The organism is Streptomyces sp. NPDC042346, assembly GCF_055581845.1.
The window spans coordinates 119,229-138,823 of sequence record NZ_JBVJEH010000014.1 but is presented as its reverse complement, the minus strand read 5'-3'; the positions used below and the strand labels follow the sequence as shown (position 1 = coordinate 138,823).

General features: G+C 73.4%; 20 protein-coding genes. 11 read left to right on the top strand and 9 right to left on the bottom strand.

The annotated features are described in order from the left end of the window. The first annotated feature begins 19 nt into the window (after positions 1 to 19). Positions 20 to 1,354 carry a diacylglycerol/lipid kinase family protein gene (locus ACZ6K0_RS39395; RefSeq protein ID WP_376408475.1) on the top strand — a complete coding sequence of 445 codons (1,335 nt, stop codon included), beginning with the start codon at positions 20 to 22 and terminating at the stop codon, positions 1,352 to 1,354. Positions 1,355 to 1,427: 73 nt separating this feature from the next. On the opposite strand, the gene ACZ6K0_RS39390 is transcribed toward ACZ6K0_RS39395, so the two are convergent. Further along, positions 1,428 to 2,813: a glycosyltransferase 87 family protein gene (locus tag ACZ6K0_RS39390; protein WP_469234849.1), complete on the bottom strand. Its 1,386-nt coding sequence runs from the start codon at positions 2,811 to 2,813 to the stop codon at positions 1,428 to 1,430. Positions 2,814 to 2,926: 113 nt separating this feature from the next. On the opposite strand from ACZ6K0_RS39390, the gene ACZ6K0_RS39385 reads away from it, so the two are divergent. Further along, positions 2,927 to 4,111, top strand: coding sequence for a molybdopterin-dependent oxidoreductase (locus ACZ6K0_RS39385; RefSeq protein WP_469234848.1), 1,185 nt, complete (start codon positions 2,927 to 2,929; stop codon positions 4,109 to 4,111). Further along, positions 4,108 to 4,527, top strand: coding sequence for a hypothetical protein (locus ACZ6K0_RS39380; protein ID WP_376408483.1), 420 nt, complete (start codon positions 4,108 to 4,110; stop codon positions 4,525 to 4,527). The genes ACZ6K0_RS39385 and ACZ6K0_RS39380 overlap by 4 nt, the downstream gene beginning before the upstream one ends. Here ACZ6K0_RS39380 and ACZ6K0_RS39375 read toward each other — a convergent pair. The 3 genes from ACZ6K0_RS39375 to ACZ6K0_RS39365 are packed head-to-tail and all read right to left on the bottom strand — an operon-like array spanning position 4,503 to position 6,579. Continuing rightward, complete coding sequence (locus tag ACZ6K0_RS39375) at positions 4,503 to 5,165, bottom strand: class I SAM-dependent methyltransferase (RefSeq protein WP_376408486.1); 663 nt, start codon at positions 5,163 to 5,165, stop codon at positions 4,503 to 4,505. The genes ACZ6K0_RS39380 and ACZ6K0_RS39375 overlap by 25 nt on opposite strands. Further along, positions 5,162 to 5,887, bottom strand: a complete 726-nt coding sequence (locus ACZ6K0_RS39370) for a TIGR04282 family arsenosugar biosynthesis glycosyltransferase (protein WP_469234845.1) — start codon at positions 5,885 to 5,887, stop codon at positions 5,162 to 5,164. Before ACZ6K0_RS39370 ends, ACZ6K0_RS39375 begins: the two co-directional genes overlap by 4 nt. After that, a complete protein-coding gene (locus ACZ6K0_RS39365; protein WP_376408491.1) occupies positions 5,884 to 6,579 on the bottom strand; it encodes a glycosyltransferase family 2 protein in 696 nt (231 codons plus the stop codon). The genes ACZ6K0_RS39370 and ACZ6K0_RS39365 overlap by 4 nt, the downstream gene beginning before the upstream one ends. 116 nt (positions 6,580 to 6,695) lie before the next feature. On the opposite strand from ACZ6K0_RS39365, the gene ACZ6K0_RS39360 reads away from it, so the two are divergent. Further along, complete coding sequence (locus ACZ6K0_RS39360) at positions 6,696 to 7,427, top strand: response regulator transcription factor (RefSeq protein WP_376408494.1); 732 nt, start codon at positions 6,696 to 6,698, stop codon at positions 7,425 to 7,427. Between the two features lie 28 nt (positions 7,428 to 7,455). Continuing rightward, on the top strand, positions 7,456 to 8,568 hold the full coding sequence (locus ACZ6K0_RS39355) for a sensor histidine kinase (RefSeq protein WP_469234843.1): 1,113 nt from the start codon (positions 7,456 to 7,458) through the stop codon (positions 8,566 to 8,568). Positions 8,569 to 8,643: 75 nt separating this feature from the next. Here ACZ6K0_RS39355 and ACZ6K0_RS39350 read toward each other — a convergent pair whose 3' ends face one another. From ACZ6K0_RS39350 to ACZ6K0_RS39340, 3 genes are all read right to left on the bottom strand, one after another. Then, positions 8,644 to 9,708, bottom strand: a complete 1,065-nt coding sequence (locus tag ACZ6K0_RS39350; protein ID WP_469234841.1) for an NAD-dependent epimerase/dehydratase family protein — start codon at positions 9,706 to 9,708, stop codon at positions 8,644 to 8,646. Between the two features lie 129 nt (positions 9,709 to 9,837). Next, complete coding sequence (locus ACZ6K0_RS39345; RefSeq protein ID WP_376408502.1) at positions 9,838 to 10,191, bottom strand: DUF3040 domain-containing protein; 354 nt, start codon at positions 10,189 to 10,191, stop codon at positions 9,838 to 9,840. Positions 10,192 to 10,367: 176 nt separating this feature from the next. Beyond that, positions 10,368 to 12,083: an RICIN domain-containing protein gene (locus ACZ6K0_RS39340; protein ID WP_469234839.1), complete on the bottom strand. Its 1,716-nt coding sequence runs from the start codon at positions 12,081 to 12,083 to the stop codon at positions 10,368 to 10,370. Positions 12,084 to 12,411: 328 nt separating this feature from the next. Between ACZ6K0_RS39340 and ACZ6K0_RS39335 the strand changes: the two genes are divergently transcribed. Together ACZ6K0_RS39335 and ACZ6K0_RS39330 are read left to right on the top strand one after the other, a co-directional pair. After that, complete coding sequence (locus tag ACZ6K0_RS39335) at positions 12,412 to 14,124, top strand: amidohydrolase (protein WP_469234837.1); 1,713 nt, start codon at positions 12,412 to 12,414, stop codon at positions 14,122 to 14,124. A 31-nt stretch (positions 14,125 to 14,155) separates the two neighbouring features. Further along, positions 14,156 to 14,899, top strand: a complete 744-nt coding sequence (locus ACZ6K0_RS39330; RefSeq protein WP_469234835.1) for a helix-turn-helix transcriptional regulator — start codon at positions 14,156 to 14,158, stop codon at positions 14,897 to 14,899. Between the two features lie 357 nt (positions 14,900 to 15,256). On the opposite strand, the gene ACZ6K0_RS39325 is transcribed toward ACZ6K0_RS39330, so the two are convergent. Continuing rightward, a complete protein-coding gene (locus ACZ6K0_RS39325; protein WP_376408511.1) occupies positions 15,257 to 15,718 on the bottom strand; it encodes a MarR family winged helix-turn-helix transcriptional regulator in 462 nt (153 codons plus the stop codon). A gap of 88 nt (positions 15,719 to 15,806) precedes the next feature. On the opposite strand from ACZ6K0_RS39325, the gene ACZ6K0_RS39320 reads away from it, so the two are divergent. After that, the gene (locus tag ACZ6K0_RS39320; protein ID WP_024754989.1) at positions 15,807 to 16,136 is read left to right on the top strand and encodes a rhodanese-like domain-containing protein; all 330 of its coding nucleotides are present in this window, start codon (positions 15,807 to 15,809) and stop codon (positions 16,134 to 16,136) included. A 19-nt stretch (positions 16,137 to 16,155) separates the two neighbouring features. Further along, the gene (locus ACZ6K0_RS39315; RefSeq protein ID WP_376408514.1) at positions 16,156 to 16,725 is read left to right on the top strand and encodes a YceI family protein; all 570 of its coding nucleotides are present in this window, start codon (positions 16,156 to 16,158) and stop codon (positions 16,723 to 16,725) included. Between the two features lie 86 nt (positions 16,726 to 16,811). Here ACZ6K0_RS39315 and ACZ6K0_RS39310 read toward each other — a convergent pair whose 3' ends face one another. Then, positions 16,812 to 17,423: a TetR/AcrR family transcriptional regulator gene (locus ACZ6K0_RS39310; RefSeq protein ID WP_376408517.1), complete on the bottom strand. Its 612-nt coding sequence runs from the start codon at positions 17,421 to 17,423 to the stop codon at positions 16,812 to 16,814. A 421-nt stretch (positions 17,424 to 17,844) separates the two neighbouring features. Between ACZ6K0_RS39310 and ACZ6K0_RS39305 the strand changes: the two genes are divergently transcribed. Together ACZ6K0_RS39305 and ACZ6K0_RS39300 are read left to right on the top strand one after the other, a co-directional pair. Further along, on the top strand, positions 17,845 to 19,029 hold the full coding sequence (locus ACZ6K0_RS39305) for an aminotransferase class I/II-fold pyridoxal phosphate-dependent enzyme (protein ID WP_376408520.1): 1,185 nt from the start codon (positions 17,845 to 17,847) through the stop codon (positions 19,027 to 19,029). Next, positions 19,019 to 19,594, top strand: coding sequence for a DUF6190 family protein (locus tag ACZ6K0_RS39300; protein WP_469234832.1), 576 nt, complete (start codon positions 19,019 to 19,021; stop codon positions 19,592 to 19,594). Before ACZ6K0_RS39305 ends, ACZ6K0_RS39300 begins: the two co-directional genes overlap by 11 nt. Position 19,595: the final 1 nt, after the last annotated feature.

The following is a 19,595-nucleotide window of genomic DNA, read 5'->3' as shown; positions in this document are numbered from 1 at the left end:
ACGGCAGGGAGAGGACCCCATGGGCGGAACACGTGTGACGGGCGGCTCCGCCGGGGGTGGGGCGGCGCGACTCCTCGCACGTCTGGCGGTGCTCGCGGCGATCGGTTCGCTGGTCGCGCTCGTGCTCGCGGTGGGGGAGGGCGGTCTCGAGGTCATCGGAGCCGGACTCCTCGGCGTCGTCCTCTGCGCCGTCGGCGTGTGGTGGTTCGTGGCGCACCGCGGCGCGGTACGGCTGCTCGGCGCGGTCCTCGCGGTCGCGGCACCCGTCGGCGTCCTGGTGCTGTTCGCGTACGACGGACTGTGGCTGACGGCCCTGGTCCTGGCCCTGTGCTGGGGTGTGGCGCTGGCCTGCGCCCGCGCGGCGCTGCGCAGGTCACGGCCGGAGCGGTCGGTGCGGACGGTCGCCGCGGCCCGGCCGAGGCGACCGGTCCTGATCATGAACCCGAAGTCCGGGGGCGGGAAGGTCGGCCGCTTCGGTCTCGTCGAGCGGGCGGAGGAGCTCGGCGCGCGGGTGATCCTGCTCGACCCGTCCGCCCCCGCCGACGTCGCCGGGCTGGCCCGCGGGGCCGTGGCCGAGGGCGCGGACCTGCTCGGAGTCGCGGGCGGCGACGGCACCCAGGCCCTCGTCGCGGCGGTCGCCGCCGAGCACGACCTGCCGTTCCTCGTGGTCTCCGCCGGCACCCGCAACCACTTCGCCATGGACCTGGGCCTCGACCGCACCGACCCCTCGCGCTGTCTCGACGCGCTCACCGACGGCGAGGAGCTCCGGGTCGACCTCGGCGACGTCGCCGGCCGGGCCTTCGTCAACACCGTCTCCTTCGGGGTGTACGCCGACGTCGTGCAACGGCCCGAGTACCGCGACGCCAAGGCGGGCACGGCGCTGACCCTCATGCCGGACCTGCTGCTCGGCGAAGGGGTGCAGCGGCTCGACGTGCGGGCCGACGACACCTCCCTCTCCTCCCAGCAGGCCCTCCTCGTCAGCAACAATCCGTACGTCTCACCCGACGAGTTCAGCGGCGGCGGCCGCCGGCCCCGGCTCGACAGCGGCGAGCTGGGCGTGATCGGGATCCGGGTGGAGGACGCCGCGCAGGCCGCCGACCTGGCGGTGCGGGGCTCGCAGTCCACCGGACTCACCGTCACGACCGCACCCCGCGTCGAGGTGACCGCCGACGCGGCCGAGATCCCCGTGGCGGTCGACGGCGAGGCGCTGCGGCTGCCCACCCCGGTCGTCTGCACGCTGCGCGCGGGCGCGCTGCGGGTCCTGGTGCCGCGCGACCGCCCGGGCGTCGCCCTCCCCACGCCGCCGGTGCGGTGGCGACGGATCCTCGACCTCGCGTTCGGCCGCACCGGGTGAACTCCCACCGGCCCGCGCGGCCTCCCGGGCGGAGTCCCGCGCGGCTTCCCGGATGGAGTGCGTGAGAGCGCCGTCAGGAACCCGAGGGCGCCCGCCACGGCCACGGCCGAGGAGAGCTCGGCGCCGCAGCGGGCTTCCGCCGGAGCGCCGCCCCGACACCCACCGCCGCTGCCGCCGCCCCGTACGCGACGGTCGCCGATCCGTAGCCCACCAAGGGGCCCGCGAGGTAGGCGACCGCCCCCGCGAGGGCGACACCCAGCCACTCCCACCGGCCGTCCAAGGCGACCAGGGCGACGACCAGCAGGGCGTACCAGGAGTAGCCGGGGGTGAGGAGCAGGAAGGCCGATCCGGTGGTCACCAGGGCCCCGCTCCAGGGCCGTTCGGGGTCGCCGTACCACCACACGGCCACGGCGACCGCCGCCAGTGCGAGCATCAGGGCCGGTGGGGCCCACGCGTCCGGGAGGACGAGCCTGAGCAGGGCGTACCGGCCGCCCGCGGAGGCGTCGTCGTACCCCTCCTCCCGGGCGTATCCGCCCAGGTAGCCGAGGACGGAGGCGTCCGACAGCAGGACGTACGGCAGGTACAGCAGCAGGACGGTCACCACCGTCGGCACCAGCACCGTCAGGGCCGTCCGCGGCCTCCGCAGGCCGGACAGCGCGCCCGGCAACAGGACCACGGGCAGCAGTTTCGCCGCGACGGCGAGACCGAGGAGGACGCCGCCGGCGGCGCGGCGGCGGGCGACGACGGCGAGGGCGGCGACCGAGAACAGGACGGCGAGGACGTCGGCATGGGCGTTGTCGACGGCCTCTACGGGCACGGCCGGGCACCAGGCCCAGAGGGCCGCCCGCCGGGGATCGCCCCGGCGGCGCAGGACGACGACCAGCAGGCCGGTCACCGCGAGGGACAGGACGGCGGCGCCGCTCTGGAACGCCTTGTGCCGGGCGTCGGCCGGGGACAGGACGTGCACCAGGAAGAACCAGCCCTCGGCGGCCGGCGGGTAGATCGTGTGCACGGTGGGCCGGTTGATCCGCGTGCATCCGCCGTCCGGCAGCGGGGAGACGTCGAGGCCGCGCGCGCAGACGGCCGGCCCGGGGAAGAGCCAGGAGTCGCGCAGCTCCGCCAGCGCCGGGTCGGCGGGGGCGTGGTCGTACGGCGAGATCCCGGCCGCCTGCACCCTGGCGTCCCACGCGTACCGGTAGGAGTCCGTGCTCGTACGCGGCGCGGCGACCAGGCCCGTGGCGGTGACGGCGACCGCTCCCGCGAGGACCAGGGGGACGACCGCCCGGGCAGGGACGCGGCGCAGGGCGACCGCGGCCGCGGCGAACAGGGCCCAGCAGCCCGCGTACCCGGCCAGGAAACGGGCCCCGGGCGTGTCCCCGCGGAGCAGGAGGACCAGCGCGGCGGTCAGGGCCGTGAGGAGGAGCGCGGTGACGACGAGCGGGCGGGCACGGGCGATCATGGGCGCAGCCTGGCACCGGAGTCGCAGGACCGGGTGCCGACCCGTCGGGGCGTTCGTGTTTCGTAAGGTGTCGGACAGCCCGCGCGACCGCTCGCGGCGGTGTCATGGACGGCATGACCTCCCGTATGCCCAAGCTCCCGCGTTCCGTGCTGCCCGCCCTCCGGCTGCCCGCCGTCCGGCCGCCCGCCTTCACCGGCCGTCTGCACGACGCGAGAACGGCGACCTCGGTCGGCCGCTGGCTCGGTGCCGCCTTCGCCGTCTGCTTCGTGACCGGCATCGTCAGCCACTACCTGCAACACCCGCCGGACCGGCTCGCCGACCACCTGCCCACCCGGCCCGTGTGGGGCTACCGGCTCACGCAGGGGCTGCACGTCGCCACCGGTCTCGCGGCGATCGTGCTGCTCCTGGTCAAACTGTGGGCGGTGTACCCACGGCTCTTCGTCTGGCCGCCGGTGCGGTCCGTGCGGCACGCGCTGGAGCGGCTGTCCGTCGCGGTCCTGGTGGCCTCCGCCCTGTTCCAGGTGTTCACCGGGCTGCTCAACATCGCCGAGTGGTATCCGTGGCCGTTCTCCTTCGTACCGGTGCACTTCGCCGTGGCGTGGATCGCCACGGGCTCGATCCTGCTGCACATCGCGGTCAAGGCGCCCGAGATCAGGGCGCACTGGGGAAGGCGCTCGGAAGGGACGCTCGCGCTGCCCGCCGAGGACGCCGTCGACCGCCGGTCCCTCCTCCTCGGCACGGGCGCCGCGGTCGGCCTCGTCACGCTGACGACGGTGGGCCAGTCCTTCACCCCGCTCAAGCGCGTCGACCTGCTCGCCCCCCGGCACCCGGACCACGGCCCGCAAGGGCTGCCGGTGAACAGGACCGCCGCCGCGGCCGGCGTCTCGGAGCGGGGACTGCGGGCCTGGCGGCTCCAGGTCACCGGACCCAGCCCGTACGCGCTCACCCTGGAGCAACTGCGCGGGCTGCCGCAGCGACGGGTCCGGCTGCCGATCGCCTGCGTCGAGGGCTGGAGCGTCGACGCCCACTGGGAAGGGGTACGCGTGCGGGATCTCGTGGAGGCGGCGGGCGGACGGCCGGGCCGGGACGCCGTACGGGTCACCTCCCTGGAGGTGAGCGGCGCCTACCGGGTCATGGAGATGGGCGCGGGGTACGTGGAGGATCCGCTCACCCTCGTCGCCCTCGCCCTCAACGGGCAGGCCCTCTCGCTCGACCACGGCTTCCCGGCCCGGATCATCGCACCCGACCGGCCCGGGGTGCTCCAGACCAAGTGGGTCCACCGCCTGGAGGTGCTGTGAGGACGACGGACGTGGTGCGGTACGCGGCCGGTGCCGTCGGCGTCGCCCTCATCGGCGTCGGCGCGTGGCTCGTGGCGGCCGAGCCCGACCCGGCGGGCGTCCTGGTGTGGCTCGCCGGGGCGCTGGTCCTGCACGACGGGATCCTCGCGCCGCTGGTCCTCGCCGCGGGGCTGCTGCTCGTCGGGCGCCCCGACCGGGGCGTGCTGCGCGGGGCGCTGATCGTGGCGGGGAGCCTGGTGCTGATCACCCTGCCGCTGCTGATGCGGCCCGGCGACCCGCCCAACCCCTCCGCCCTTCCGCTGCCGTACGCGCGGAACCTCGCGATCGTCCTCGCCGCGGTGGCCGCGGCGACGGCGGCGGGGATGCTCCTGAGGCGGTGGCGGGCCCGTCCTCAGCCGAGCGCGGAGGACGACTGACGGGTGAGGGCCGCGAAGTGACGGCCGAGCAGGTCCCACCGCTCGGACACCGTCCAGCCCGCGGCGGCCGCGTGGGCACCCAGCGCGCGCATCCCGACCCGGGCCCACGGGAACGGCTCGCCCCGCCCGCCCCGGCCGTCGTCGACCCGTACCTCGCAGCGCTCGTCGACGTCCGCGGGCGCGCATTCGGCGATGACCTGGCCGGCGAGGGACACGCTCCGGCGCAGTCGGCGCAGCAGCGCGGCGGGATCACCGCCGATCCCGATGTTGCCGTCGATCAGGAGGGCCGTGTCCCAACGCCCCTCGCCGGGCAGGGGGTCGAAGACGGAGCGGCACAGGGCCGTACCGCCGAGCCGGAGGGTACGGGCGACCGCGTCCGGACTGACGTCGATGCCCAGAGCGCGGCGCCCTTCGGCGGCGAGGGCGGCGACGAGCCGCCCCGGACCGCAGCCGATGTCGAGGACGGTGCCGGGGCAGCGGTCCAGGACGGACAGGTCGGCCCGGTCGGGCGCCTCGCACCAGCGCTCGACCTCCAGCGGCAGCAGCCAACCGTCGTCACGGCGCAGGAAGAGCGGGCCCCGCCCGGTGCGCAGGGCGTCGGCGTACGGGTCGGCGCGCCAGGCGGTCGTCGCGGTCACGCGCCGGCTCCCGCCGTCGTCGCGGTCAGCTTGATCGCTCCCGTCGTCGTCGCGGTCACCCTGTTCGCTCCCGCCGCCGTCGTCGTGGTCACCTTGTTCGCTCCGGCCGTCGTTGCGGTCAGCGCGGAGTGCCGGGCGGCGAAGCGGGTGCCGGGCGACTCGGCGGCCACGAGGCGCGCGTCCTCGGCGGTGTCCACGTCCCGGAGGACGGGCAGGCCGCCGATGCGCAGCCCGGCCGCGCGCAGCCGCCGGTACTGGACGGCGCCGGTGTCGGGCGCCGACATGGGGACGCCGAGCAGGAGGGCGGGTGACGGGGAGGCGAGGCCGAGGGCCCAGAAGCCGCCGTCCACGGCCGGGCCGAACCAGGCGTCGTGCGCCTCCCAGCACAGCGCGGGAGCGAGGACGTCCGGTGTCACCTGAGGGGTGTCCATGCCGATGAGCAGGGCCGGCCCCGTACAGGCGGCGAACGCGGCGGCGAGCCGTACGTCGAGTCCCCCCGCCACCTGGGGGAGGACCTCGAAGCCCGACGGGAGCCAGGGCCCGGGCTCCCCGTCGAGTACCAGCACGTGCCGCTCCGCCGGGACGCGCGCGGCGGCGGCCAGGGTGTCGGCGAGGGCCGCCTCGGCGAGGGAAGCGGCCTCCTCGGGGGTGAACGGCGGCGTGAGGCGGGTCTTGACCCGCCCGGGGAGCGGCTGTTTGGCGATGACGAGGAGCGTGGTCACGGGCGGCCACCGCCGCTCGTCGCCGGCTCGTCGAGCACCCGGCGCATGTCGTGCACGGCCTGCCACGTGCCCTTCCAGGTGCCGGTGACCTTGGACCGGCCCGTCCGGGGGAGGTACGGCACGTCGACCTCGCGCACCCGCCAGCCCGCGTCCGCCGCCCGGACGACCATCTGGAGCGGGTAGCCGCTGCGCCGGTCCGACAGCTCAAGGGACAGCAGCGCCTCGCGGCGGGCCACTCGCATCGGTCCGAGATCGCGCAGCCGCAGCCCCGTCCGTCTGCGCAGCAGCCGGGACAGCGCCAGGTTCCCGGCCCGGGCCCGTACCGGCCAGACACCTCGACCGGTCGGGCGGCGGCGGCCCAGGACGAGATCCGCGGAGCCCTCGGACACCGTGCGCAGGAGTCCGGGGAGCAGGCCGGGGTCCAGGGACGCGTCGCAGTCGCAGAAGCAGACGAACTCGGCGTCGGCGGCCGCCAGTCCGGCATGGCAGGCGGCGCCGAAGCCGCGCCGGGGCTCGTGCACGACGGTGGCACCGAGGCCGGCCGCGATGGCGGCCGAGCCGTCGGAGGAGCCGTTGTCGACGACGATTGCCCGCCATCCGGAGGGGATGCGCGCCAGGACCCAGGGCAGGGCCTCGGCCTCGTCGAGACAGGGAAGGACGACATCTACGTTCAGGGAGGTCACGGCTCTCACCGTAGGAATCACGGGGCGGTTCGGGGCGGTGAAAGTCCTTACGAAACGCGGACGCCGTACGACGTCCGCCCGGCCGGCCGTGCCCGCCGCGCGGTGCGGATGCGAGGCTGTACGGCATGAGCGAGCGCAGCGCCGCCGGGAACGGGGGCCGGATCCTGGTGGTGGACGACGACCCGACGGTCGCCGAGGTCGTCACCGGATACCTGGAAAGGGCGGGCTTCGCCGTCGAGCACGCGGCCGACGGCTTCGACGCCGTGCGGCGCAGCGGCGAGCGCCGGCCCGACCTCGTCGTACTCGATCTGATGCTGCCGGGCCTCGACGGCCTGGAGGTGTGCAGGCGGCTGCGGGCCGCCGGGCCCGTACCGGTGATCATGCTGACGGCACGCGGTGACGAGGAGGACCGGATCACGGGGCTCGAAGTGGGCGCGGACGACTACGTCACGAAGCCGTTCAGCCCGCGCGAGCTCGTCCTGCGCGTCGAGTCCGTCCTCCGTCGCGGCCGCGCGGCGGCGACGACCGCGCCAAGGGGCGCGCTGCGCGCCGGCGACCTGGCCGTCGACCCCGGAACCCGCAGGGCCGTCAGGGCGGGCGGCGAACTCGCCCTCACCCTCCGCGAGTTCGACCTCCTGGCGTACTTCATGGAGCACCCGGGCGCGGCTCACAGCCGTGAGGCGCTGATGCGACAGGTGTGGGGCTGGGACTTCGGAGACCTCTCCACCGTCACGGTCCACGTCCGCCGCCTCCGCGCCAAGATCGAGGACGACCCGGCCCGGCCGACCCTGATCCAGACGGTGTGGGGCGTCGGCTACCGCTTCGAACCGGAATCCGCGAACGGCGCCACGCCATGAAGGACGCGACGGTAAAGGGCGCAACGCCATGAAGGACGTCCTGCTCATCGCCGCGTTCGCCCTCGCGGGAGCCGTCTGCGCCGGGCTGGCCGGGGCGCTCGTGCTCCGCCTCGTGCGCCACCGCTCGGTCGCGGTCTCGCTGACGGTCGTCGCCGCCGTGACCGTCACGGCCATGCTCGCCGGAACGCTCGCCGTCGCCCGGGCCATGTTCCTCTCCCCGCACGACCTGTGGGTGGTGACCGTCGTCGTCGCGATGGCCGCCCTGGTGTCCCTGGGCACCGCCCTCGTCCTGGGCCGGTGGGTCGTCGCCCGCAGCCGTGCGCTCGCCCGCGCCACGCGCGCGTTCGGCGACGGGGGCAGCTTCTCGGCGCCCGACGGGGCGGCCACCGCCGAACTCGCCGCGCTCACCCGGGAACTGGCCGCCACCAGCGCCAAGCTCGACGCCTCCCGCGGCCGTGAGCGTTCCCTGGAGGCGTCCCGCCGGGAGCTCGTCGCCTGGATCTCCCACGACCTGCGCACCCCGCTCGCCGGGCTGCGGGCCATGGCGGAGGCCTTGGAGGACGGCATCGCCGCGGACCCCGCCCGCTACCACCGCCAGATCCGTACCGAGGTCGAACGCCTCACCACCATGGTCGCCGACCTCTTCGAGCTCTCCCGCATCCACGCCGGCGCGCTGATCCTCAGCCCCAGCCGCATGTCCGTGTACGACCTGGTCGGCGACGCGCTGAGCGGCGCCGATCCGCTCGCCCGCGCTCACGGGGTCCGGCTGGTGGGGGAGGAGGTCGACGCCGTTCCCGTCGACGTGGACGGCAAGGAGATGACCCGCGTGCTCGCCAACCTCCTGGTCAACGCCATTCGTCACACCCCCGCCGACGGCACCGTGGCGGTGGCCGCCGAACGCCGGGACGGTGTCGTCGTCGTGTCCGTCACCGACGGCTGCGGCGGCATCTCCGACGAGGACCTGCCCCGCGTCTTCGACACCGGCTGGCGCGGCACCGAGGCCCGTACCCCGCCCGCCGGCGCCGGCCTGGGCCTCGCCATCGTCCGGGGCATCGTCGAGGCCCACGCGGGCCGCGCCGCCGTGCGCAACGTGCCGGGCGGCTGCCGCTTCGAGGTCACGCTGCCCGCCGCGGCGGGCTGAGAACAACTCCCGTACCGGACGCCGAGTCGAGCGGCAACGGCCACCGGACGGTGCCGTCGAGCCGAGCGGCGACGGCTACCGGACCACGGCCGCCGAGGCCCGTTGTCCGGCGCGGGCGAACTCCGTCATCCCCTCGCCGAAGCCGACCTCGGGACGCCAGCCGAGCTCCCGCCGCAGCCGCGACGAGTCGGCCGTGATGTGCCGTACGTCGCCGAGCCGGAACTCCCCGGTCACCACCGGCTCCGGGCCGCCGTGCGCCAGGGCCAGCGCCGTCGCCATCTCTCCCACGGTGTGGGGGTCCCCGCTGCCGGTGTTGTACGGGGTGAGGGCGCCGGCGGGCAGCTCCGCGGTGGCCTCCAGCGTGAGCACGTTGGCCGCCGCCACGTCCTGTACGTGGACGAAGTCCCGGCGCTGGCCGCCGTCCTCGAAGACGCGGGGCGCCTCGCCGCGGGCGAGCGCGGAGCGGAAGAAGGAGGCGACGCCCGCATAGGGCGTGTCCCGGGGCATCCCCGGGCCGTACACGTTGTGATAGCGCAGGGACACGGCCGTTCCCCCGACGGTCCGGGCCCAGGCGGCGGCCAGGTGCTCCTGGGCGAGCTTCGTCGTGGCGTACACGTTCCGGGGGTCGGCCGGTGCGTCCTCGCCGACCAGCCCGGGGCGCAGGGCGCACCCGCAGTCGGGGCAGTACGGCTCGAAGCGCGCCGCCGCCAGGTCCTCGGGGCGGCGGGCCTCCGGCCTGACCGGGCCGTGGCGGGGGCACTCGTACCGGCCCTCGCCGTACACGACCATCGATCCCGCGAGGACGAGCCGCCGCACCCCGGTCTCCGCCATGGCGGCGAGGAGGACGGCCGTACCCAGGTCGTTGCAGCTCACGTACGCGGGGGCGTCGGCGAAGTCCTTGCCGAGACCGACGATGGCGGCCTGGTGGCAGACCGCGTCCACACCGCGCAGCGCCTCCCGGACCCCGGCGGCGTCCCGGACGTCCGTACGGAGGAGCTCCGCGTCCGGCGGCTCGGGCAGGGACGGGTGGGCGCTGGCCAGCAGCGCGTCCAGGACGACCGGCTCGTGGCCCGCCCTTGCCAGCGCCGTGACGATGTGCGAGCCGATGAAACCGGCTCCTCCGGTGACGAGTACACGCATGCCGAGCACGCTACGGACCGCTGCCCCGCCGCGGGGCGGCACGCGCCGGGACGTAAGACTTCCGTCATGGGGCCGGATCTGCGCGTATCCGGCCACCCCTTCCTTTGGCCGGACCGTCCGACGATCCGGCTAAAGGAGCGGGCGGCCGTCGTAGACCGAGAGGGACGAGTGCGCGGCGGGTCCTCCGTCGGATCCCGCCGGGGGAGTCGTGCGGCTGCCCAGCATGACGGTGAGTATCAGGGCAAGCAGGGCGATGACGGCCAGTACCGCTGCCGCCACGACCCGTGGACTGCGTTTCGAGGTCCGGCCGCCGCCCGCGGAGGCCTCGGGCACCTCGGGTCCGCGGGGGGTGTGGGGTACGGGGGGCACGTGCGGGAACTGCTTGTTCAGCGCGTCGATCCGGGTGGCGAGGGCGGGGTCGTCGTGAGTGAGGCGGCGCTCGATCGCGTCGAGAATCCGCTGGTCATCGGTGGAATAGCTCATGGTGACCGCCCTGGTGCCGACCGGAGCAAGCGGACGAACCCGTACGGGGGACGTCCCTCCTCCTCCCAGTCTGCGCGCCTTGCCCGGTGATCACAGAAGGGCCGGCCCGGGTGCGGGCCGGCCCCTCGTCGGTGTCCGGGGAGCGGGTGCGGGGGCTCGGAAGCCCCGGCGCGGGGCTAGAAGCCCTTCACCACCCAGTCCTGGACCTCAGGAGTGGGGCTGCCCTGGGTCCACAGGGTCAGCCAGACGCCGTTGCCGAAGGAGTTGCCCTTCGGCGTGATGGCCTTGCCGTAGGCGTTGACGGCACTGCCGTCGGCCGACGGGGAGAACCGCTGGACGTCGCTGGAGGGGTTGCACGTCCACAGGGTCAGCAGCGCGCCGTTGGTGTTCGCGCCGTTCGCCTCGGGGGTGATGCACTTGCCGCTCGCCTTGTGGACGATCAGGCCGTTCTCGTACTTCCAGCGCTGGGCGTCCGCTCCCGTGCAGGTCCACACCGTGATCGGGGTGCCGTTGGCGGTGCCGTTGCCCTGGGGCGTCGCGCAGACGGAGCCCGCCTGGTGGTAGTTGGTGAGCCAGCTCCAGCCGTCGACGGGCTTGCCGGCGTCGGGCTCGATGTTGAAGACGACCCTGCGCGGTCCGCTGGAGTCCACCAGTGCCTCGTTGGCGCCCCAGAGCCGCTTGGCGAGGGGGTCCCAGGAGAGGCCCTGGGTCAGCTGCGGCGCCTGGGTGAGGACGTGCGGCGCCTCGCCGGGCTTGGCCACGTGGATGCAGGAGTAGAGCTCGGTGCCGCCCGGCCAGTAGGTCGGGCAGGTGCCGCTCATGTAGTAGTTGGTGCCGTCCGTGGCCGTGCCCTGGATGCCCCACACGGGAGAGGTGTAGCCCGTGGTCTCCGAGGCCACCGTGGTGGGAAGGCCGGTGCCGAGGGCCGACAGGGGCCAGCGGACGATGCGGGCACCCGCGCCGCTCCGGTTCTCCACCGAGACCAGGGCCGGCGTCGTGCCGGAACGGTCGACGCTCAGGCTGCTCAGGCACAGCTCCTGGTTGACGCCCGGACCGCAGGCACGGGGGCTGTTGTTGACCCAGGCCGTGGAGGGGTTGTCGACCGCGGCGGTGCTGATGGTGCTGTAGCGGGCGACGAGCGGCATGGCCCAGAGGTGGAACCGGGCGGAGGTCTTGCCCGCGTTCAGGCGGGTGAAGGAGCTCGTGGTGTCGTTCATGCGCCACATGCGGGTCAGGTCGAAGACCTGGAGCTCCGCACCGTTGGCGACGAACAGCCGGTTGCCGTACCAGGCGACGCCGTCCGAGTGCGAGGTGTACTCAAGGGGCTTGAAGTTGCCGCTGACCGGCTCCACCAGCGCGATGTGCCCGTACTTGACCTGGCCGCCGGTCGACTCCGTGATCGTGACCCGCGCGTAGTCCTCGACGGTCTCCGGGGTCCGGTCCTTGACCCACGTGCCGTGGTACCAGGCGGTGGCGGTGAGGGAGCGGCCCGCATACAGTCCGTCGGCGGTGGCGGCATGCGAACCCGCGAAGCCCTGCGGCATCCAGCCACCGCCGCCGTCCGCGTAGTTGGACCGGTCGTCCTCGTCGTCCCAGCAGAACCCGTCGGGCTTGAGGGCGCCGTTCAGTCCGGTGGCGTGACACAGTCCCGGTCGTCCCGTACGGGTGCCCAGGACGTCGGTGACGGACGCCTTGGCGACTCCGGCGGCCTCGGCGGAGTCGATGAGTCCTGTCTTGTCGCCGTCCACGCGGGTCAGCTTGAAGTTCGCGGTGAACGGGTCCAGGCCCGAGGCGGCCTGGGCGGGCTGCGCGGGGAGCAGGACGGAGGCGGCCACGGCCGCGCCGAGCGCGAGCTGGGCGAGGCGGTTTCTTCGTCCGAACGTAAGTTTCATTCGGGCAGGCTAAGCACCGCGGGCTTGTCATGATCATCTTCTTCACGGGGTCTTCACGCAGGTCACAGGGTCTTTCCAGGGTTCGCGGCGGATACCCGGCGGTACCTCCAAGGGCGCGGCGCGGCCGTTGGCGGATCGGCCGTGCGGGGCTCCGCGGGCGCGCCTCCTCTCCGCATTCGCCGCGCATCGGCCTGCCGCGGCCTGCACGGCCGCACATCGGCGCGTATCGGTGGGATGACCGATGTGCCGGGCGCGCGGCCGCGGCCATAGTCCTCGGGAGATCGTTTGCGGGCGCCCGGGTGCGCCCGGTTCTTCGAAGGGACCTTCTGTGGATACGTATGCGGACCTGGTGTTTCTCGGTGGACGGGTGGTCACGGTCGACGCGGACTTCTCCGTCGCCTCTGCCCTGGCGGTGACCGGCGGGATCATCAGCGCCGTCGGCGGACAGGACGACGTGGCGCCGTTCGTCGGACCCGCCACCCGCGTCGTCGACCTGCGGGGGGCGACGCTGCTTCCCGGGATCAATGACTCCCATCTGCACGGATGCGCCTTCGGCATGGCGACGCCGCCGCTCTCCCTCGACGTCGCCCACCCCGCCGTGTCCTCCCTCGCGGACGTGGCCGGCGTGGTGCGGGAGGCCGTCGGGCGGGTACCGGCCGGGCAGTGGATCACCGGGCACGGCTGGGACACGGGCTACCTCGACGAGTGCGTCGCCGACCCGTCGCGGCAGCCCTCGCTGCACGACCTCGACCAGGTGAGCCCGGACCACCCCGTCGTCCTGTACTCCTTCTCCGGCCACGCCACCTGGGTCAACTCCAAGGCGCTGGAGCTCATCGGCATCGACCGGCACACCGTCGCGCCTCCCGGCGGGGCCATCGTCGTGGACGAGGCCGGGGAACCGACCGGGCTGCTCCACGAGGGCGCCCAGGCCCTCGTCCAGAACGCGCTGCCCCCGCTCGGCCGGCAGGAGCGGACCGACGCGATCAGGTCGACCCTCGCCACGCTCGCCCGGCTCGGCGTGACCAGCTACACCGAGCCCGGGCTCGGCCCCGGCGGCGACGGCATCATGCGCGGAGCGCTCGGCGGGGAGACCCTCGACGTCTACCGGCGGCTCCTCGCCGACGGCGAACTGACCGCCCGCGTCGGCGTCCTCCTCCTGCCCACCGGCATGGCGAGCACCGCCGAGGAGTTCGCCCACACCCTCACCGCCCTCGGCGCCCCCGCGGACACCGGCGACGCCGATCCGCGCCGCCTCGCGATCCACGGCGTCAAGATCTTCGGCGACGGCATCGTCCCCAACAAGACGGCCTGGATGCACGAGCCGTACGTCGGCGGCGGCTGCGGCTCCCTCTGCGTCGGCGGCGAGACCGACGCCGACCGGATCGCCGAGATCGACGCCATGATCCGGCACGCCCACGCCGCCGGGTACCAGCTGGGCGTCCACGTCACCGGCGACCGGGCCGGCGACACCGTCGCGGAGGCCTTCGCCGCGGCCGTGACCGAACACCCGCGGGCCGACGCCCGCCACTACGTCATCCACGGCGACTTCCTCACCGCGCACAGCATGAAGCTCCTCGCCGCCCACGACTTCGGCGTCAACATGAACCCCACCATCAAGTGGACCGTCGCCGACATGGAGGAGGAGTTCGTCGGCACCGGACGCGCCGCGTACGCCTGGCCCTACCGCGACGCCCTCGACGCCGGCGTACGCGTCGCCAGCGGGTCCGACGCCCCCGTCACGCACCCGGACTGGCGCCAGGGCGTCGCCACCATGATGCTGCGCGAGTCGAAGGCCACCGGCCGGGTCAGCGGCCCCGAGCAGCGGATCGGCCTGGCCGAGGCGATCCGTACGTACACGATCGACGCGGCCTGGCAGGACTTCGCCGACGACTGGAAGGGCTCCCTGGAGCCGGGCAAGGCCGCCGACCTGTGCGTGCTCGACGGGGACCTGCTCACCGCCGACCCCCACGACATCCCGGACATGCCCGTCGTCCTCACCGTCATGGACGGGCGCGTCGTGCACGACACGCTGCGCGATTGACGTATTCCGGGCACATGATCATCCTGGGGGGATGGCAGCGGAGCGGAGCACGGCGGACATCCTGGACGCGGCCGTCCACGTCCGTGAGGCCGCCAGGAGCGCCACGAGCGGGGCGGCCGGCGTCGACACGGTCCTGGCGGCGCTCTCCGAGGTGATGGCGTACGACCACGCCTCGCTGGCCCGCTGGGATCCCCGGCGCCGGTGCCACACCACCCTCGCCGGGAGCTACCCCGACGACGTCACGGCCTACATCGAGACCCGCCTCCACCACGACCCGGTGTTCCCCGTGCTCCGCGGCCCGGACCGGGGCGGGCTCTGGCTCGGGGACGTCCCCCGGCACCTCCTCGCGGCGTCGCCGGGCTTCCAGGACGTGCTGAGTCCCCTCGGGATCGACGGCGGTGTGGCCCAGTGCCTGTTCGCCGCCGACGGCCGGTACGTCGGCATGCTGAACGTCAGCACCCGGGGGCGACGGCGCACCCCCGACCCGGCGCGCGCCGTGGTCACCCTGCTCACCGAGGCCCTCGCCGCGACCGTCGACGCGGCCGTCGACGATCGCGGGGGCGCGCGGCGGCCGGGCGGGCTCTCGCCGCGGGAGCTCCAGGTGCTCGCCGAGCTGACCGCCGGCCGCACCAACCGGGAGATCGCCGAACGGCTGTACATCACCCCGCGCACCGTGGGTACCCACATCGAGCACATCCTCGCCAAGCTCGACCTCCCCAACCGCGCGGCCGCCGCCGCCCGGGCCGCCGCCTGGGGAATCGAACCCCCGCGCTGACGCGAGCCCGCGGAGCGGGGGACGAGCTGACCTCCCGGCTGATCGTCCGGTCGTGTGCGGCCCGAAGAGGTGGTCGGGGGTTCGGCACCCTCCTCGACGAACGCCCCGGCATCGCCCGGAAGTTGCCGGCCCTGACCGCCGACCGTGCGCAGGCCAGGCCCTACCCCGTACCACCGGGCCCTGAGTCCTGGAAGGCGGCGGGCAGTGGGCGGCTCGTGGCCAGGGCCGCGCACACGAACGCCGAGGCGCGCCTGAGGAACGTGCGGCTCGTCATGCCCCAGCACAGAACCGGCGCTCGGCTCCCTGGAGTGGGCAGGCCCCCTCGCGGAGCCCCGGCGGGACGTGGCCGCTCCGGTCTCAGCCCAGCTGGATGTCGTCGCCCGAGTGCGCCACGCGCAGGAGTGCCGTCGTGATCACGGTGGCCTCCTCGTCCGTGAGGTACCGGCCGAAGTGCTCCCGGATGCCGCGCATGTAGGCGGGCGCGGTCGCGCGCAGGGCGGACCTGCCCTCGTCGGTGATGACCGCCCACGTCACGCGCTTGTCCGTGGCGTCGGGCTGCTTGCTCACCAGGCCTGAGCGGGCCATCTCGTCGACGAGGCGGCTCACCCGGGTCCTGCTGAGCACCACGCGCTCGGCGACCTCCTGCATGCGCAGGCCCTGCTCGCCGGCCCCGCGGAGCTCCAGGAGCACGTCGTACCAGGTGAGCGGGACACGCCCGTCGCGCTGCACATCGCTCTCGATGGCGCGTACGGCGGCGTTGTGGGCCAGCAGCAGGGCCCGCCATGCCTCGACCCGGTACTCACCTTCTCTCATGACCATGACGAGAAGTATAGCTTGTGTGCGCACGCACGGACTATTAGAGTGTGTGCAGACGCACGGACTATTTCATGATTGAGGGAGGCCACCCATGGCTCAGCGGATCTCGCGTGACGAGCTGAAGAAGAAGATCGACGAGAACCTGGTGACGGTGCTCGAGGCGCTGCCGGCGCAGTACTACAACGACAAGCACCTGCCCGGAGCGCTCAACCTGCCGCACGACCAGGTGGACGCGCTCGCGCCGACCCTGCTTCCGAACAAGGACGCGGAGATCGCCGTCTACTGCGCCAACAGCCCCTGCCCGAACTCGGGCATCGCGGCCGACCGCCTGGTCGAGCTGGGCTACACCAACGTGTTCGAGTACTACGAGGGCAAGGACGACTGGGTCGAGGCGGGCCTGCCGACCGAGTCCGTCGCCTGACCGAAGGAGCGTACGGATCATGACCACCGCACCCACTCGTACCGTCGACGGCGTGGAGCTGCCCGCCGCCGGCTCGTGGAAGGTCGACCCGGGTCACACCGAGGTCGGCTTCGTCGGGCGACACTTCATGCTGACCAAGGTCCGCGGGCGTTTCACCGGAGTCGACGCCACTCTCGTCATCGGCGAGCGTCCCGAGGACAGCAAGGTCACCGCGGTCATCGACGTGGCCAGCGTCGAGAGCGGTGACGCCACGCGCGACGAGCACCTGCGTTCCGCGGACCTCTTCGACGTGGAGAAGTACCCCAAGGCCACCTTCGTCTCCACCTCGGTGACGTGGGACGGCAAGGCCGGCACGCTCGTCGGCGACCTGACCATCAAGGACGTCACCCGCCCGGTGACGCTCGCGGTGGACTACCTCGGCTACGCGCGCGACCCGTGGGGCAACGACCGTACGGTCTTCTCCGCCCACGGCAAGGTCAACCGCGAGGACTGGGGCCTGACCTGGAACATGGTCCTGGAGACCGGCGGCATCCTCGTCTCCAAGGAGATCGAGCTGTCCCTCGACTTCGAGGCGATCCGGGAGAGCTGACCGCTCGGTGAGGGGCCTCGGTGCGGTGGTACCCCCGCACCGGGGCGCCTTCGTCGTGCCCTGACGTGTCGGGGCGGGAGGCCGCGTCAGCGGTCGATGACGCGTCTCACCAGGGTGAGCAGCGAGTTCCGGATGCGTTCGGGGCTGAACTGCCCCTGTCGCAGGGCGTGCTGGAGATCGGAGTCCAGGGGCGCGAGCAGCAGGTGGGCCGTGCAGTCGGCGTCGAGATCCGGGCAGGCCTCGCGGAGCATCAGCGCCAGGTGGACGCGCCAGAAGCCGTACGACCCTATCCGGTAGCGGGCGCCCGGCGCGGCCGTCTCGGAGAGCCTCAGCAGCTCCAGGTTGTCGTCCAGGAGGTCCAGGTACGCGTCGAAGAACGCCACGACGCGATCGGCGGCCGGGGCGTCGGGCCCCAGCGGCGGCGGTCCGAAGAGGATGCGCTCCTGGAGCCGGCTGTCCTGGGTGTCGAGCAGCGCGGCGGCGAGCCCCGCCTTGCTGCCGAACCTGCGGAACAGCGTGCCCTTTCCTACGCCCGCCTCGGCCGCGATGCGGTCCATGGACACGCTCTCGACCCCGTGGAGGTCGAACAGCGTCCGGGCCGCGGCCAGGATGCGCAGCCGGTTGCGCGCGGCGTCCGACCGCTCCGGTGCCGCCTCGGGGACGGCAAGGGGACAGCTGTCCGGCGACGCGTGCTGCACCTGGGGGCCTCTCGGTTCACGCTCCGTGGGGGTCCCGGTGGGGGCCGGGTGGCGTCTGCGCAGTTTACGGCCAGGAGCCCCCGGGCGGCCGCTGAGTGGTCGCGACCCGCCCGGCTCCGGATCGCTTGTCCCGCCGCCGCCGCATGTGGCAGAGTCGCCCCCAATCGGACCGCAGTCCGTTTACGGGGGAGATACATGTCTGGAACCGGTTTCCGATATTGCATCGCAGCCGTCGATGAGCGCCTCGGCCCCTGCCCGTAGCGGCAGTTCCCCCACCGTCCGTCTGTGACGGTCCTCCGTGTGCCCTGGGGCCGCGGCTCGCGGCAGCAGCCCCCGGCGCACGAGCAGAACCGTGGCGCCCCGCGCCACGCCGGCACGTTCCCGCACGCGCTCACCCGTATGCCGTACGCATGGAGGAACCATGACCGCGCACGCCGGCACGACCATGAGCAGCCAGGAACTCCTCGACCTCACGCAGCACGAGATCCAGGCCCTGCTCACCGAGTTCAACCTCGCCGACGCCCACACCCACCAGCGCCAGTCCGCCGCCCAGCACAAGATCGTGGCCCGGCTGCCCGAGCTGTGGTACGAGGCGGAAGAGGGGCTCCAGGCCACCTACGAGCAGCGGTTCATGGAGGCGTTCTTCCGCCTCCACCGCCAGCCCACCGCGCTCGCCAAGAAGAAGACCCTGCTGTCGTACGCCGCCTCCATCTCCACCATGGTCGTGGCGATGTACCTCAAGCAGCAGCGCATGGCCGTGACCCTCGTCGAGCCCTGCTTCGACAACCTCCACGACGTCCTGTCGAACATGGGCGTCCCGCTGTACCCCGTCGAGGAGTCGGCACTGCACGACCCCGACCGGATCTACGCCGAGCTCAAGCGCCGGGTCCGCACCGACGCGCTCTTCCTCGTCGACCCCAACAACCCCACGGGGTTCAGCCTGATGCAGCACGGGCGCAAGGGCTTCGAGGAGGTCGTCCGGTTCTGCAAGGACCACAACAAGCTGCTCGTCATCGACTTCTGCTTCGCCTCCTTCACCCTCTACGACCCCGAGCTCGCGCGGTTCGACGTCTACGAACTGCTCGAAGAGTCCGGGGTGCGGTATCTGGCCATCGAGGACACCGGCAAGACCTGGCCGGTGCAGGACGCGAAGGCGGCCATGCTCACGGCCAGCGACGACATCAAGGAGGAGGTGTACAACCTCCACACCAGCGTGCTCCTGAACGTCTCGCCGTTCGTGCTCAACATGCTGACCCAGTACGTGGAGAACTCCGAGGCGGACAGCCTGGCCTCGATCCGCGACGTCCTCGACGTCAACCGGGCGGCCGTCAGGGAAGCCCTCCGGGGCACGATCCTCGAATACCAGGAGCCGGTCGCGAAGACCAGCGTGGCCTGGGCCAGGATCCAGCACCCCGACCTGACCGCGACGGAACTCCAGCGGGAGCTGCGGGAGGTGGGCGTGTACGTCCTGCCCGGGCGGTTCTTCTACTGGAGCCAGCCGGGCCGCGGCGAGCCCTTCGTCCGCATGGCCCTCGCGCGCGAGCCGCAGATGTTCGCCGGCGCCATGAAGCGGCTGCGGGAGGTGCTGGACCGTCATGCCCACTGACCGCACCGGCGCCGAAGGCGCGGAGGACCCGGCCTGTGAGGCCGCCCGGGACGACTTCATCGACGCGGCGCTCTTCCTCGGCATGCACAGCGCCGACGACGGCCTGCGCATCGCCGCCAAGGCCTTCTTCGTACGCCACCTCGAAGGGCGCGTCGTGATGAGCCTGGAACAGGTCGGCCGCTGCGACGACGTGATCTGGGGCTTCTCGCGCGAACTCCAGGACCTCTACTACCCGTTCATGGACCACCTCCACACGGTCATGGACATCAGCCGGGAGGGATACGACCGGGCGGACGTCCACCTGGCCCTCTCCGACTCCGACACCCCGCAGCGACTCCCCTTCATCGACCGGATGCTGCTCGGCCAGGTGATCAACCGCAAGGGACTGCTGCACACCGTCGCCCCCAGGGAGTCCGCCTTCGAGGGGCTGCCCGTCCGCGCCGTGGCCGCCTGGCCCGCCGGAGCGCCGGAGCCGTCCTTCCCCGAGCCGCTGGAGCGGCTCTACCAGGAATCGCTCGCCCTGCGCCTGCCCCTCGGGCACGGCGCCGCACCCGAGGGAGTCTGAG